The sequence below is a fragment of the Chloroflexota bacterium genome, assembly GCA_016219275.1.
Lineage (GTDB): Bacteria > Chloroflexota > Anaerolineae > UBA4142 > UBA4142 > JACRBM01.
On the sequence record JACRBM010000041.1, the window covers coordinates 18,150 to 34,225 of the forward strand.

Annotated in this window: 12 protein-coding genes; 11 read left to right on the plus strand and 1 reads right to left on the minus strand. The window is 57.7% G+C overall.

The annotated features are described in order from the left end of the window. Positions 1-11: 11 nt before the first annotated feature. Positions 12-605, minus strand: coding sequence for an RNA 2',3'-cyclic phosphodiesterase (gene thpR, locus HY868_10680; GenBank protein ID MBI5302593.1), 594 nt, complete (start codon positions 603-605; stop codon positions 12-14). Between the two features lie 156 nt (positions 606-761). Between thpR and HY868_10685 the strand changes: the two genes are divergently transcribed. The 11 genes from HY868_10685 to HY868_10735 all read left to right on the plus strand — a co-directional run bounded on the left by HY868_10685 (position 762) and on the right by HY868_10735 (position 16,031). Continuing rightward, the gene (locus HY868_10685; protein MBI5302594.1) at positions 762-1,145 is read left to right on the plus strand and encodes a hypothetical protein; all 384 of its coding nucleotides are present in this window, start codon (positions 762-764) and stop codon (positions 1,143-1,145) included. A gap of 16 nt (positions 1,146-1,161) precedes the next feature. After that, entirely contained in the window at positions 1,162-3,966 is a 2,805-nt protein-coding gene (gene polA, locus HY868_10690) for a DNA polymerase I (protein ID MBI5302595.1), read from the plus strand. Beyond that, positions 3,963-5,228: a hypothetical protein gene (locus HY868_10695; protein ID MBI5302596.1), complete on the plus strand. Its 1,266-nt coding sequence runs from the start codon at positions 3,963-3,965 to the stop codon at positions 5,226-5,228. Before polA ends, HY868_10695 begins: the two co-directional genes overlap by 4 nt. Positions 5,229-5,275: 47 nt before the next feature. Next, on the plus strand, positions 5,276-8,011 hold the full coding sequence (locus HY868_10700) for a YfhO family protein (GenBank protein ID MBI5302597.1): 2,736 nt from the start codon (positions 5,276-5,278) through the stop codon (positions 8,009-8,011). A gap of 4 nt (positions 8,012-8,015) precedes the next feature. Beyond that, complete coding sequence (locus tag HY868_10705) at positions 8,016-9,932, plus strand: hypothetical protein (GenBank protein MBI5302598.1); 1,917 nt, start codon at positions 8,016-8,018, stop codon at positions 9,930-9,932. 87 nt (positions 9,933-10,019) lie between these two features. Continuing rightward, positions 10,020-10,829, plus strand: coding sequence for a hypothetical protein (locus HY868_10710; GenBank protein ID MBI5302599.1), 810 nt, complete (start codon positions 10,020-10,022; stop codon positions 10,827-10,829). Then, complete coding sequence (locus tag HY868_10715; GenBank protein ID MBI5302600.1) at positions 10,795-12,486, plus strand: arginine--tRNA ligase; 1,692 nt, start codon at positions 10,795-10,797, stop codon at positions 12,484-12,486. Before HY868_10710 ends, HY868_10715 begins: the two co-directional genes overlap by 35 nt. A 28-nt stretch (positions 12,487-12,514) precedes the next feature. Next, a complete protein-coding gene (locus HY868_10720) occupies positions 12,515-13,060 on the plus strand; it encodes a hypothetical protein (protein MBI5302601.1) in 546 nt (181 codons plus the stop codon). A 105-nt stretch (positions 13,061-13,165) separates the two neighbouring features. Next, entirely contained in the window at positions 13,166-13,648 is a 483-nt protein-coding gene (locus tag HY868_10725; GenBank protein ID MBI5302602.1) for a YdeI/OmpD-associated family protein, read from the plus strand. A gap of 65 nt (positions 13,649-13,713) precedes the next feature. After that, positions 13,714-14,460 carry an LppX_LprAFG lipoprotein gene (locus HY868_10730; GenBank protein MBI5302603.1) on the plus strand — a complete coding sequence of 249 codons (747 nt, stop codon included), beginning with the start codon at positions 13,714-13,716 and terminating at the stop codon, positions 14,458-14,460. 80 nt (positions 14,461-14,540) lie between these two features. Next, a complete protein-coding gene (locus HY868_10735) occupies positions 14,541-16,031 on the plus strand; it encodes an MFS transporter (protein MBI5302604.1) in 1,491 nt (496 codons plus the stop codon). Positions 16,032-16,076: the final 45 nt, after the last annotated feature.

Here is a 16,076-nt window from a genome sequence, read left to right on the forward strand (position 1 = left end):
ATCGTCCTCCGTCATCCGTCCTTCATCAATCCAATCTCTGCTAATCGCGAGTATGCGCTCCCGCCCGGACGCAACTCGCTTCTCATCACACTGACGCACGTGACGCGCAACACGCCGAGCTTGCCCACTTGCGCCTGCTCGATCATCTTGCCGACGAACTGCCGATCACTCGGCGACGCATCGCGCTTGACGCGCCCGAGCGTGAGATGCGCGGTGAACGGTCGTTCCTCGCGCGCGTAGCCGAGCGCGGCGCACGCGTCTTCCACGCGTTGCGCCAATCGTTCCAGCGCCGCGACATCACCTTCGACGCCAATCCACACATTGTTTGGACGCCGCGTGTTCGGGAATGCGCCCGCGCCGGTGATCGTCAACGCGAACGGCGCGATGCCCCCGCACGCGCGCGCCGCCGCGTTCTGCAATTCGGGCACGCGTTCCGCCGCGACCTCGCCGAGAAATTTGAGCGTGACGTGAACATTCTCCGGCGCGACCCAGCGCACGTAACTCGCCGCGCGATCGCGTTTCAACCGCGCTTGCGCCTCGCCTAACGCGCGTCGCGTCGCGTCGTCCAACTCAATCGCGATAAACGTTCGAATCATGTCTGTCATTGCGAATTTCTCCCAACCCAATTCTCCGCCAAAGCCAATCAAAAGTCAAGAAACAATCTACCGTTTGCCATTCGCCATCCGCCATTTGCCATTCTCCGCGCTCTTGTGATAGAATTGTCGCCGTCCGTGTGACATTCTTTTTTTTGAGGAGAAACCATGCCATCGAATTTTCTTCTGAACGAAATGCCCGCCTCCCGCCACGCGATTGAAAACGCACTCCGCTTTGAATTCTGGCGCGCCGGTTTCAAAACGATGTGGTTCTCATGCGTCAAAGACGCCGCGCCGTTCCAAGCCCAGGCAGCCTGGGGCGAAAAAAATTTCGCGATTGAATGGGAACCGAAAAAGTATCTCTTGCTCAAATTGAGCAAACCCGATCAAGCCGCGCTCAACGCGTTTGAACTCGTCCTCAAACACAAACCGCTCGCGGCGTACAAAGACGGCGACGGCAAGGTAGTCGTCGAGTGGCGCGTTAAGGACGGCGACGCGCGCTTTCAAGAATTGCAATCGGCGGGCGTTGCCGAATTGCAGCGCATCAAGTAACTCGCAACCCACAATCATGAAACTTGTCCTTCTCGATTCGCACGCGCTCATTCATCGCGCGTATCACGCGGTCCCGCCCACGCTCACCAGTCCCAGCGGTGAGCCGACGAACGCGACGTACGGTTTTGCTTCCACGCTCCTCAAAGTGTTGAGCGACGAAAAACCGGACTATATCGCCGCCACGTTCGACGTGGGCAAAAGTTTTCGCGATGATCTGTACGCGCAATACAAAGCGCATCGCCCGCCGCTCGCGGATGATCTCGTGCCGCAACTGCAACGCTCGCGCGAGGTCGTCGCCGCGTTCGGCTTTCCCACGTTCGGCAAAGAAGGGTACGAGGCGGACGATTTGCTCGGCACGCTCGCGCACCTCGCGAGTCAACGCGCCAATCTCGAAACAATCATCGTCACCGGCGATTCGGACACGTTTCAACTCATCACGCCGCGCGTGCGCGTATTAACCTTTGCGCGGCAGATCAACGAGACGGTCATTTACGATCACGCCGCGGTTGTCAAACGGTACGGACTCGAACCGAAACAGTTGATTGACTTCAAGGCGCTGAAAGGCGATCCGTCCGACAATGTGCCCGGCGTCCCAGGCATTGGTGAAAAGACCGCGACGAAATTGCTCCAACAGTTTCACTCGCTCGACAACATCTACACGCATCTCGACGAGATTGACGCGCGCACGCGCGAGAAATTGCGCGCCGGCAAAGATGCGGCGTATCAAAGCCAAAAACTCGTCACGATCGTGACCGACGCGCCGATTCAACTCGATCTCGATGCATGCCGCGTAACCCAGTTCAATCGCGAACGCGTCGTCGCGCTCTTTCGCGACCTGGGTTTCCGCAGTTTGATCGAACGACTTCCTGGCACACCCACCCAAGCCGAACTCGTCGCCGAACCATCAGCGCCCGACTCGGTCGCGCCGGTCAGCGATAATTATCACACGGTAGATACAGACGCCGAGCTCGATCAACTCGTCGCGCGTTTGCAATCGCTCGACGCGTTCGTGTTCGATGTCGAAACAACCGGCACGAACGCGATGCTCGCGCAGCTCGTCGGCATCGCGATTGGCGTCGGCAAGGGCGAGGCGTACTATATCCCGTTGGAATTAGACGAAGGACGAAAGCCGAAAGACGGAGGACAACTTGCTTTCGACACGAATCCTTCGTCCTCCGTCCTCCGTCCTCCGTCTCTATCCCAGGATCGCGTGCTTGCTAAACTGAAACCGCTCTTTGAGAGCACACGCATCGCCAAGTACGCGCACAACGCCAAGTACGATGCGCTCGTGCTCGCGCAAGCCGGCATCACCGTCAACCACATCGCGTTCGATTCGATCATCGCGGCGCACCTCATCGAACCCAGCACGCAATTGCTTGGGTTGAAAAAACTTGTCGCGGACAAATTCAAAATCGAGATGACCGAGATCGAAGCGTTGATCGGCAAAGGCAAGAATCAGATTTCGATGGATCAGGTAGACGTGGCGCAGGTGTCCAAGTACGCGTGCGCGGACGCCGACTACACATTTCGCCTCGTCGAACACTATCGCCCACAACTTGCCGAACGCGGACTGGACAAATTATTCAACGAACTTGAGATGCCGCTCGTTCCCGTTCTCGTCGCGATAGAACGCGCCGGGGTGTTGCTCGACCTGGACGCGTTGCGCGTCATGTCCGGCGATTTGGCGAAACGCTTGCTCGAACTCGAAAAACAAATTCAAGCGCACGTCGGCGCGCCGCTCAACGTCGCGTCACCCGCGCAACTCGCCGATGCGCTCTTCAACAAACTGGGACTGCCAACGGCTGGCGTTCCTAAAACGAGCACCGGAAAAATTTCGACCGCCGCCGATGTGCTCGACTCGTTGCGGAACGCGCATCCGGTCGTCCCGTTGATTCTCGAACATCGCGAGTTGTCCAAGTTGAAAGGGACGTACGTGGACGCGCTGCCTGCGCTCGTGCACCCCGACACCGGGCGCGTGCACACAAGTTACAATCAAACCGGTACCGTGACCGGGCGCGTGTCGTCGTCCGACCCGAACCTCCAAAATATTCCGATCCGCACCGAGCTGGGTCGCCAAGTGCGCCGCGCGTTCATTGCGCCGCGCGGCAGCAAACTGATCAGCGCGGACTATTCCCAGGTCGAACTTCGTATCCTCGCGCACATCACGCGCGACCCAGGTTTGCTCGAGGCGTTCGCGCACAACGAAGACATTCACGCCGCGACTGCCGCGCGTCTGTTCAACGTGCCGCTCGCGCAAGTCACGTCGGACATGCGCCGGCTCGGCAAGACGATCAACTTTGGCATCGCCTACGGCATCACCGGCTATGGCGTCGCCGCGCGCACCGAGTTGTCACAAACGCAAGCGCGTGAATTGATTGACAACTATTTCACCCAGTTTGCGAAAGTAAAAGAGTACACCGAAGCAACCAAGCGCGAGGCAAGCACGCGCGGGTACGTGCAAACGTTGCTGGGTCGCCGCCGTTACTTTCCCGAGTTGCAGAACGCGGCAAGCCGCAACGTCGCCGCGCGTAACGCCGCCGAACGCGAAGCGATCAACATGCCGATTCAAGGCAGCGCCGCCGACATTATCAAGATCGCGATGCTGCGTTTGCACCACGAATTGCATGCGCGCCAGTTGCGCGCGCGGATGACACTCCAAGTCCACGACGAACTCGTCCTCGAATGTCCCGACGATGAACTCGCCGCCGTGGTGCCGCTCGTGCGCGAGATCATGGAAAACGCGTACGCGCTCGAATCGAAGTTGCGGGTGGATGTCACGGTCGGACAAAACTGGGACGAGCAACAAGAATTCAAAAAATGAAAGTGGCGTCGTTCGTCATCGCGATCGTATTCCTCGTACTCACGTTTCCCCTGACCAAACCCCAGCCCGCCGCGTGGAACGACATCGCACGCGTCGCGGCAATCGAGTCGCTCGTCGAGCGCGGCACCTGGGCGATTGACGATTCGCCCTGGGTTAACGCGACCAAAGACAAGGTTTGGCTCAACGGTAAATTTTACTCGGACAAGATGCCGATGCTCACACTGATGGGCGTCGGCATTTATGCGCCCCTGCATTGGGCTGGATTATCGTTAGCGCCGGACTGTAACGCTTGCGCGTATCCCTGGCTTGCGCGCGTGTTCGATGCGCTCCCTGCCGCGATTACACTCGCGCTCTTTTTCGATTTGGCGCGCCGCCAAAACGTAGCGACCTGGATCGCTTTGCTCGGCACGTTCGCGCTCGGTATCGGAACGATGTGGTTTCCATACGCACTCGTGCTGAACCATCACATCCCGGCGGCGAGCGCGGCATTCGGCAGTTTCTACTTGATCGTTACGCGCCGCGAGGATCGTCGCGCGATCTTTTTCGCGGGCGTGCTCGCCGCGCTTGCGATTGCGTTCGACGTTCTGGCAGGCATCGTCGCGGCGACGGTCGGCGTGATCGCGCTCGTGCGCGTGCGCCGCGAGTTCTTTTTCTTCGCGCTGGGCGGCGCGCTGCCGCTCGTCCTCACCGCGCTGCTCGATTATCAAATCGCGGGGATGATCATTCCGCCGTACATGATTACGAATGGCTACAACTATCCTGGGTCGGAATTTCCAGCGACGTTCGCCGGCAACGGCACACCGGACGATTACGCGGCATACGCTTTTCGAATGTTCCTGGGTGGGCAAGGTCTGTTCGCTTACAATCCTCTGTTGCTTTTCGCCATCGTCGGCGCGATTGCCGTCGCATGGAATCGCCGCCACACGTGGTGGATCGAAGGTCTCGCCGCCATCATCGGATTTGCCGCGCTGTGTCTCTACCTTGCAACGAACACCGGCAACTATGGCGGGAACGCGTATGGCGAACGGTGGTTCATCCCGGCAATTCCGCTTTTGTTCGCGTTCATTTTCTTCGCGCCGCCTTTGAGCGCGCGAACGTGGAAACATCTCGCGTGGGCGTTGATCATCCCGGCATTGGCGTTGTCGCTTCTTTCGACGTGGCAAGGTTCGCAAGCGCCGTGGCAATACATCGCGCCGCCGCTGCAAATGACGCGCAACATCAACCAGTTTCCGTTTTTCGGTTTCAAGTGGAACGTGCACTAAACACACCGCGCGTTGACCCCTGATTTTTTCTCGCTATAATGAATTCCATGCTTGCTTTCCGCGCCGCGCACGCGCCGCTGTTCAAAATTCTATCCAACCGCGATGTCTGGGCAATCGCATTCCTGTTCGCGTTTCCGTGGCTTTATTTTTGGCGCGTGACGCTGGGACAAGCCGTTTGGTTTACCACCGACATTATGCTGTTGTATCATCCTTTCGGCGTCGAGCTTTCGCGCGCGCTCGCCGAGAATCGCCTGCCACTTTGGTCGCCAAATTTCATTGCCGGTTTTCCGCTTATCGCCGAAGGACACGTCGCGACATTTTCCCCGATCTATTTGTTGCTCTTTAAATTCTTGCCGCCGCATTTCGCGATTTCATATGGGATGGTGTTGCATCTATCATGGATAGGCGTTGGGATGTACGTGTGTGCGCGTGCAATGCAATTGAATCGTCCGAGCGCGTTACTTGCCGGTTTCATTTTTTCTTTCAACGGTTTGACGCTCGAAAAACTGTATCATACTCCGATTCTCGTCGCCAGCGCCTGGCTCCCCTGGCTCATTTTCTTGCACAGCCAATTCCTCCACACGCACAAACGCATTTGGTTTCTGCTTTTGACGTTCAGTATCGGTTTGCAACTCGTCTCTGGATTTCCGCAGACCGCGTTGTTGAGCGCAATGACCCTGGGATTATTCGGCTTGTTTGAAATCGTAACCGAGCAAGCGTATGCCCCGCTTCGGCGATTTCTAGTCTCGACGATCCTTCCGCTGGGATTGGGCGCGGGCATCGCGGCGATTCAAATCGTTCCGACGATGGAACTGATTCAGCAATCCGTTCGCGGCGCGGCGATGAGCAAGGACTATCTAACCGAGTATTCTTTGCCGCCATCTTTTCTCGCGCAATTTATCTTCCCGTACACACAAGGCGAACCGATCGAACACACGAACGAATACTGGGCATACTTCGGCATCGCGCCTTTTGCGCTCGCCATACTCGCGCCGCTCATACGCCGCACCCGGCGCACGCTTTTTTTGACGCTGTTCGTGCTCATCACATTGTCATTTGCGCTCGGCAGTTTCAACCCGGCATACGAATTGATTTACCGGCTACCACTCTTCAACTTGTTTCGCACACCCGCGCGCTATATTTTCTTGGCGCTGTTTGGCGCGATTCTACTCAGCGCGATCGCGTTCGACGAATTGTCGAATCGGTTGGCATCCTCGCGCGTGAACAAAAAAGCGATTGGCATCGCGACGATCCTGGGCGCGCTCGCAGGCATTTCGTTTTGGCTCACTCAATCGCAATCGCTCGAGTTTTGGCTCACCGCGTGGCAATGGCTTCCGTTCGCGATTGGCATTGGCGCGGTGTGCTTCATCGCACTCGCTTGGCGACGAAAAATTTTACGCGCCACGTTCATCGCGACATTGCTGGGCTTGACCTTGTTCGATCTCGTGAGTTTTGCGCCACCCTTTCTTTTCACGCTCGCACAACTGACCCCGCCTTCGTACGTCGAGACGCCACCGCGCGTTGTGAATGCCCTGGGTGAACCGCGCGTGACGGATCGCGTGTTAACGGATCTGTCCATCGTGCCGAGCGTCCCGGCAGTGCGCGGTAGTCTTGCACCCAACCAAGCGACCGTGTATGGACGTCAGAGCGCGCAAGTGTACTCGCCGTTGCCGTACGCGCGACACGAAGAGTACCTCAATCTTTTGTCCGCGCCCATGTTGAATTTACTGAACGTGCGCTATTTCATGTTGCCGTTGGAACCACGCACGCATCGCATCGCCGCGCCAACCCAATCGCTCGCGTGGTTGCTCAACAATGAACCAGCGCGCATCGCGGCAACGCTCGCCTCGGCAATCCAGGTCACATCGTTCACCGAACAAACCGCGAATCTGCCCGCCGGCACTCTGGCGGCGCACATCGTTCTGACCTTGGACGATAACAGTACTCTACAATTTCCGTTGCGGGTCAGCGTCGAAACGGATGACTGGGATTTCGACCGCGCGAATGACACCAGGACAGCGCAACATCCACGCGCGCGTGTCGCGCACAGTTATCCCGGTGCGACGCGCGCGTACGGGAAATTGTTCGAGGCGCATACCTATCGCGCGCGCTACGAACTCGCGCCGGCGCGGCGCATCGTCGCGATGAATGTGGAATCGGCGCTACCAGACGGACGCTTGTGCATCGAAAGTGTATCGCTCATCGGCGAGAACAATCAAGCCATTTCATTGGCAACCCTTACCGGCAAGCCCAACTTGTCTGTGGCGTACATGAGCGATACGGTCGGCGCGTGGGAAAATCGCGATCAGTTGCCGCGCGCGTTCATCGTTCACACCGCCGAGATCGCCGATGACGCGACGGCATTTGCGCGTTTGCAAAAACCGGATTTCCCTGCCGACCGAATTGTACTGTTGGAACAAGGGGTTCCGCTTCAATTCAATGGCGATAATTCTCTGGATCGCGTTGAAATCCGCGATTACAAACCAGAGCACATCGCCTTGCGCGCGGCAACTGATCGCCCAGGTTATTTGGTGCTGACGGACGCCTGGTATCCTGGGTGGAACGCGTGGGTGGATGCTGAGCCAATCCCTATTTCGCGCGCCGATGTGCTATTCCGCGCCGTACCGCTTGAATCCGGCGAACATGATATCGTATTCGATTATCAACCGATGTCACTCGTCCTGGGCGCGGGCATCAGTGCATTGTGCGGGTTGGTCACTCTGGGCATCGCTTTTTTCATTGAAGGTTTCGTTTCGCACAACCGGCAAACTGAATTGCGTTAGCACGATGAACCAAACATCTCAAGCAAATCATCCCAACAAATTTCAAGCAAACCTGGCGCGTGGATTCGGCTGGGGCGCAGGTTTGATCATCATCATTCTGTACAGCCCAGTGTTCGCCGCGTACTTTAATGCCGACGATTTTAGTTTTCTTCGATTCTTGCATTTCAACCGCGCGGCGATGTTGAACGGACTACAGTGGGAGGAATGGTTCATCGGCGGCATCGTCAACTATAGCGTCTTTCGTCCGATGAGCCACGTGTATTGGTTGCTCAACTTTATCGCGTTTGGGCTGGAACCATTCGGTTACCATGCGGTCAGTGTGTTGAGCCACTGGATCGTATCTCTGCTCGTTTTCATCTTGATCTATTTGCTCACGCGCCAACGCGTGACCGCTGGCATCGGCGCGCTCATCTTCGCGAGTATGCCGGTTCATGCCGAAGCCGTATCCTGGCTCGCCGCGAACTATGACGTGTGGTGCGGCATCTATTTTCTTCTCGCCATTTCTTTTTTCATTTTATATCGCCGGAAACTGGCGTGGCGTTTTTACTTGATCGCGTTGATCGCGTTCGCACTCGCGCTATCCTCGCGCGAAACCGCGTTGACGTTTCCCGCCATCGTATTCGCCTACGATGCAATTTATTGGCGTCAACATCGAACGGACTTGCGACGCATCGTGATCGAGCACATTCCGTTCTGGGTCGTGGCGGCTGGACGATTGATTTTTTTCGGGCACGGTTATCGCGGGCTGACGCTCGCGCCGGAGGGATGGGCGTACTACGTTGACGCGAATCTCGCGCGCGTTTTCGATCCGCTCGCCGAATCCTTGGGCGACCTGCGCTGGGTCGCCCTGGGATGCGTCGCGTGTTTGTTGCTCGCTTATCGTTGGCGCGCCGAAATCATTTTCGGTTTGCTGTGGATTCCAATCACATTATTCACCACAACAGTTGGCGGCGTGAATGATCGCTCGTTCTACATTCCATCGTTTGGCGTGGCGCTGGTCGGAGCAATCGTCTTGGCGTCATTCGTGCAGCACAAAACCTGGGTCGCGCGGATTGCCGGACTGGCGGGCGTCGGCGCGGTGATTCTGCTGTACAGCAATTCGCTCTGGGCGCGCAACCAAGCGTATGTCCGCGCGAGCCAGGTAACCCAGGCGATTCTGCAACGCGTCACCGAGTCGCATCCGACGATGCCGCCCGAGGCGCGCCTCGTTTTTGCCGGCGTGCCCGATGCAACGACCGAAGGCGCGCCGGTTTTTGGCGCGGGATTCTGGGAAGCGCTCACGATTGTTTACGACGATCCATCGCTACAAATTTCAAAATCATCCCGGTTTCCGATTTGGCTCGACGACCTCGACCGCACCTTTTTCTTTCAAGTGGACCATCGCCGCGTCGCCGAACGCGCCGACTTGATCGCGACGCTCGCATCGCGCAAACAGTGCGCCGATTTCTCGCGTCCCGCGCTGACCTGGGATTTTTCGCGCGATTCGCAAGGGTGGGTCGCCTGGAACGATTTGGACGAATTGGCGAATCGCGATGGCGCGCTCATCACGCGCGCAACCGGCGATGATCCGTATATGGGCAGTCCCGTGTTCGACATTCCCAGTCTCGCGCTGGGCGACATCGAGATCACGCTGCGCGTCCGCGCGGCGCAACCGACGTTTGCGGGCGAGGTCTACTGGCTCACCGCCGACCAACCCGATTTCTCGCCCGTGCTCAAGCAATCGTTCATTGGGCAAGCCGATGGCGCGTGGCACACCTATCGCGTGGACATGGCGAAGAGCGGGATGCTGTGGCTCGACCATCGCGTCACGCGTCTGCGGCTCGATCCAGTCGCGATGCCGGCAGACATCGCGATTCGATCCATTCAGGTCAACGTTCACTGCGAACCGGCGGAAACCGCGCGCTGTGTTTGTCCGCGTTAAATATCGCACTACTTGACACAGTTCCAATTACAGGTTACAAAGCAGAACAAATTCAATGCGATCTTTGACACTCGAAATGAATCTCCGATGACCAACCCAACTTTCTTTTCACCCGCCGACTATGCCTTGTTCGAAAGCGGCATTACCACCAATCCCGAATACGACGGCGAGCGCGAACGCGTGCGCGAAAAACTCGTTACGCTACACAAGAGCATTTATCCGGAAATTCGCAAACAGAAATGGGACCTGCACCCACACTGGATGCCGCAGTGGCTCATCAGCGCATCACGCATTTCGCCCGCCACCCCGCGCGTCGAGTTTATGACGTTGCGGTACTCCAAGCCCGAAACGACGATCAAGTTGATGAAGAAACAACTGATCGAAGACTTTGGACACTTTTACGCGAACGCGATGCTCGCGGCTCGCGTTGACAAGAGCGGCTTTGCGATTGAACTGCTCATCAGCGAAAAAGCGTGGGTGGACGGACAGAATTTGAAAAGTCGTCTCGAAGAGAACGCGACCCAGCGCGGTCATTTTCGCGCGCTGCTCGCCGAACTGGGCGGCGAACACACCTTGCGTCTCACGCAATTCGTGCGTCCCGACGACGGCTATCCAGGGTATCAAGAAATTTTGCGCGCCAAAGCCAGTCGCCTGGTCAACGTGGGCATGTTGAACTCGACGATGGACAAGTATAAACCGGGCGGGCACGAGTTGCGCCTCGGCATCACGTATGCGCCTAATGACAAACGACTGCATCCCGACGACATCGCGACCGAGATTTTGAAACGCGTCGAGCAGTTGTATCCGATTTACGCGTTTCTCAGTTGGTCGCCCAAAAATGATTATAGAAAGAATCACAACCATGCTCATCAAAAATCATCTCGCCGAACTGGTTAAACACGCGATCCTCTCCGCGCAAAACGCCGGGGCGCTCCCCGCGTTCGCGATGCCTGACACGTTTGTCGAACGCGCGCAACGCAAAGAGTGGGGCGACTATTCGACCGCGCTGGCGTTAAAACTCGCGCGCGAAGCGAAACGCGCGCCGCTACAAATCGCGCAAACCATCGCCGCACATTTTCCGAACGACGACACGATTGCAAAAGTGGAAGCAACCGCGCCTGGCTTTGTAAACATCACGCTCAACGATGCGTGGCTCACGCGCCAAGTCGAAGAAATTCTCGCGCAAGGCGCGCGCTTTGGCGATGTGCCCACCGCAAAACCTGAACACGTCCAGGTTGAGTACGTCAGCGCGAATCCAACCGGACCGTTGCACATCGGCGGAGGACGGAACGGCGCGATTGGCGACACGCTGGCAAATATATTACAAGCATCGGGTCACGATGTTCAACGCGAATTCTACATCAACGATAACGGCACCCAGGTGCGACTCTTTGGTGCGAGTGTTTTCGCGCGATACGCGCAGACGCTCGGTCGTGACGAGCCATTTCCGGAAAAAGGGTATCAAGGCGCGTATGTGATCGAAATGGGAGAACAGATCGCGCAGGAACAGGGCGAACGATTTTTGCGAATGCCGCGCGATCAAGCCCTTCGTGAACTCGGGCGCATGGGCATCGCCACCGTGTTGAGCGATTACGCCAAGACACTCGCGCGGATGGGCGTGCGCTTTGACAATTGGTTTTCCGAGCGGTCGCTGCACGAAGGCGGATTGTTCTCGCAAGTGTTTCAGGTCTTGAAAGACAAGGGCTTGACCGTCGAAAAGGATGGCGCGATTTGGTTCGCCGCGCAAGAGTTGGGCGAAGACAAGGACGCGGTGTTGATCCGCTCGCCGCAAGTGATCGCGGAGCCGGACGAGCGACCGACGTACCTGGCGTCCGATGTCGCGTACGTGTGGAACAAGTTGGTCGTCCGGAAATTTGATCGCGCGATTTACATCTGGGGCGCGGATCATCACGGCGACGTGCCGCGCGTACTTGCTGTCGCGCGCGCGCTGGGACTCGATCCCGCGCGAGTCATCATCCTGATTCATCAGTTCGTCAACCTGAAACGCGGCAGCGAGTTGGTCAAGATGAGCAAGCGCGCTGGCGAGTATGTCACGATGGACGAGCTGATTGACGAAGTTGGCGCGGATGCAGTGCGCTTTATGCTGATCTCGCAATCCGCGAACACGACGATGGACTTCGATCTCGAACTGGCGAAAAAACAATCGGACGAAAATCCGGTGTACTATGTGCAGTACGCGCACGCGCGCATCGCCAGCATTCTCGCCAAAGCGAACGAAGTTGGCATCACGAGCGCAGACGGCGACGTGGCGCTGCTCACGCATCCCGCCGAACTCGATTTGATTCGCGAACTGTTGCGCTTGCCTGAAATTGTCGAACTCGCGGCGACGAAACTCGAACCGCATCATCTACCGCATTACGCGATTGAACTCGCCGGCATCTTTCACGCGTTCTACAAGCAGTGCCGCGTCCTGTCGTCCGAACCCGGCGACGCCGCGATCAGCCGCGCGCGTTTGAAACTCGTCGCCGCCGCCAAGAGCACACTCGCGCGCACGTTGAGCTTAATAGGCGTGCGCGCGCCAGAGACGATGTGAGCCAGTGACGAGTGACGAGTAACGAGAAATGAAATCGCTTGCGATTGGTTGCGCGGGCTTGGTACTCGGCATCATCATCGGCACGGTGCTCGCGTTTGGCGTAAATGCGTTGTTCGCCAGCCGCGCCGCTGAGAACGTCGTGGTACCGCAACCGTTGCCGGGACAACCGGATGTTTCGGTGACGACGAGTACTGCGTACATCAACGCACAAATTCAACCCATCGCGCGTTCGAGCGGTCTCGCGCGCCAAATGACCCTCACGTTCAGCGCGCCCAATCTGTGCCGCGCAGTCGTCGTCAGCGATCTCGGCGCCGCGGTCACGTTGAACGCGACGATCACGCTGCGCGTCGCCGTACAAAACAATCGCATCGTGTTGACCGTGCAAGACACGCAGGTCAGCGGCGCGAGCATCGTGCAAGTCGTCGTGTCGCAACAAGTCGAAAAGATTCGCGCCCAAGCGGAAGAGCAAATCAATCGGCAACTGCAACGCGCATTGCAGGGCACCGGGATGCGGCTGGTCGGCATCAACATTACACCGAGCGATGTGACATTACAGTTCAAAACTGGACAGTGAAGTTGAGCGTCTTGCGTGAACGACATTCCGATCATTTTATTCAAACGAGAAAAAGATTGGACGACCTGGCTCGACAAAAATCATGTCGCGTCGTCCGGCATCTGGATGAAGCTGGCAAAGAAAAACTCTGAGCTAGTTTCGATCACTTACGCTGAAGCGCTTCAAGTCGCGTTATGCTACGGCTGGATTGATGGTCAGAAAAAAGGATTCGATGAATCCGCATGGCTTCAAAAATTTACGCCGCGCGGTGCGAAAAGTATTTGGTCCAAGATCAATCGCGAAAAAGCCGACATGCTCATCCAGAGCGGACGGATGAAACCTGCCGGGCTAAAAGCCATACAAGCGGCAAAGCAAGATGGACGATGGGATGCGGCGTACAGTTCATCGCGCAATGCAACGATCCCGAACGATTTTCAGTCCGAGTTGGACGAGCACTCTAATGCAAAATCTTTTTTCGAAACGCTCGACCGCGCGAACCGCTACGCGATTCTCTTTCGACTTGAGACCGCCAAAAAAGCCGAGACCCGCGCCAAACAGATTCAGCAATTCATTCGCATGTTAGAAAAGCACGAAAAAATCCATCCATAACCAAATAGGATTATTCAATCCATTGACACGGCACGCGCGGAATGTTACAATCATCCCAGATACCTATGAAGCCAAATTCCAGTACGCGCCGAGCTCTCCGGTTTCTCCTCATCGCGACTGCCGCGTGGCTTGCCGCGTGCTCTCTCGCGACGCCTCCCGCACCGCCTCCGCGCGACCTGGTCAATCAAGCCGCGCAAAAATTCTCCGCGATTCAATCGCTCCACTTTAGCATCGAGTTTAGCGGCGATCCGACGTACCTCGACCGCGCGCACACGCTGGCGTTGCGCCGCGTCGAAGGCGACGTAGTACGCCCTGACCGAATGCGCGCAAGCGTCAAAGCCGCGTTGCCGGGCGCGTACGTCCTCATCAACGCGATCGGCATCGGCGAACACCAATTCGCGACGAATCCGCTCAACGGCAAGTGGGAAAAAATTCCAACCGAGTGGGGTTTTAATCCCGCGATTTTGTTTCAGTCGAGCACCGGTCTCGGCGCGTTGATGACCCAAGCGCAAAACCTCACCGCACTCGCGGACGAACATATCGAGAACCAACGTTATCATCGTTTACGCGGCGACATTGCCGGTACGGCGGTCGCGCCGATCACGGGTTGGCTCATCGGCGACGGCACGATCCAGGTCGAGTTGTGGATCGGCGCGAACGATGCGCCGTTGCGCCGCATTCGTCTGACGGAAATCTTGCCGAACGCGACGCCCTCGCCAGGCACACCCGTCCCGCCGACGCAATGGTTGATTGACCTGACCAAGTTCGATGTGCCGGTCGAAATCAATCAGCCGGAGATCGGAAGCAAGTAGACACGGAAACCGGGAATCAAGGGAAATGAGGGAACTTGACCTGTTTCCCTGTTTCCTTGTTTACTCCACACCATTATCCAATGAACACCCGCTCACTTCACCCAACATTCACACTTGCACTCGTCGCGTTCGCGGTGTTTCTCGGCGCGCTCGATCTCACCGTCGTTTCGACGATTTTGCGCCAAGTCATTTTCGATTTCGAAATTCCGTTTCCGAGCGGACTGAATCAAGCCGCGTGGATCGTCACCGGCTATTTGCTCGCGTACACCTTGACGATGCCGGTCATGGGTCGCCTCTCCGATCTGTACGGCAGACGCCGCGTGTACACCGCATCGCTCGCGTTGTTCGTCGTCGGCTCCGTGATCGTCGCGCTGTCCAATTCGCTTGAGACGATGATTGCGGGACGCGTTGTGCAAGCCCTGGGCGCGGGCGCACTCGTCCCGGTCGCGATGGCAATCGTGGGCGATGTGTTGCCGCCAGAGAAACGCGCGGTCGCGCTTGGCATCATCGGCGCGGTGGACACCGCCGGCTGGGTTGCGGGACCGCTCTACGGCGCGTGGATGGTCACCCAGTTCGAGTGGCGTTGGGTGTTTTGGATCAACCTTCCACTCGGCATCGTCGCGGGCGTGCTTGCGTTCATCGCGTTGCGCGATCTCGATCACGCGACAACACACGCGCGAATGGATTACGCCGGCGCAACGTTGTTGTGCATCGCGCTCGCCTCGCTCAGTCTCGCGCTCACGGGCGAATCGAATTCGGAATCCGCGTTCGCTGCCGCAAGCGCATCGAGCAGCGGAGGTTTATCGCCGTACGCGCCGGCATTCTTCGCGCTCGGTCTCGTCGCGATCCTGGGATTTGTTTGGCGCGAACGCCGCGCGGCGAGTCCGCTGATTGATCTCGCGATGTTCAACGACGCGACGTTTCGCGCGGCGTGCGCGGTGAATCTGCTCGTCGGCGGTGTGTTGATCGCGGCAGTCGTGGACGTGCCGTTGTTCGTCAACACGGTGATGTTGCTCGCGCGGCGCATGACGCCCGCGCAAGCCGATTGGCACAGCGGCGTGATTCTCGCGATGCTCACCACCTCGATGATGCTCGCGGCATTCGTCGGCGGCGCGCTCACCGCGCGGTGGAGTTTTCGCGTACCGGTTCTGCTCGGCTTGGTCGTCACGACGCTGGGCTTGGGATTGCTCAGTCGTTGGAACGCGTCGCTCGACAACGTGACCCAAGCGCGCGACCTGGTCGTGTGCGGCGTCGGACTCGGCATCGTCATCTCGCCGATTGCCACCGCGGTGATCAACACCGTCGCGGAACACCATCGCGGCACCGCGTCCGCGATTGTGTTGATCTTGCGACTGGTTGGCATGACGATCGCGATCTCGGTGTTGACGACCTGGGGTGTGCATCGCTTTGACGAACTCTCGCGCGCCGCGCCGCTCGGCGCGCTGACCGCCGAATTTGTCGTCAACATTTCCGCGACCGTGATGAACGAAATTTTTCTCATTGCCGCTACGATCTCGGCTATCGCGCTGGTTCCCGCATTGTGGTTGAAATCTGTACGCATTCAAACGTAAGGCAAGTTTCCAACTTGCCATCTGGCAAATTAGAAATTTGCCCCA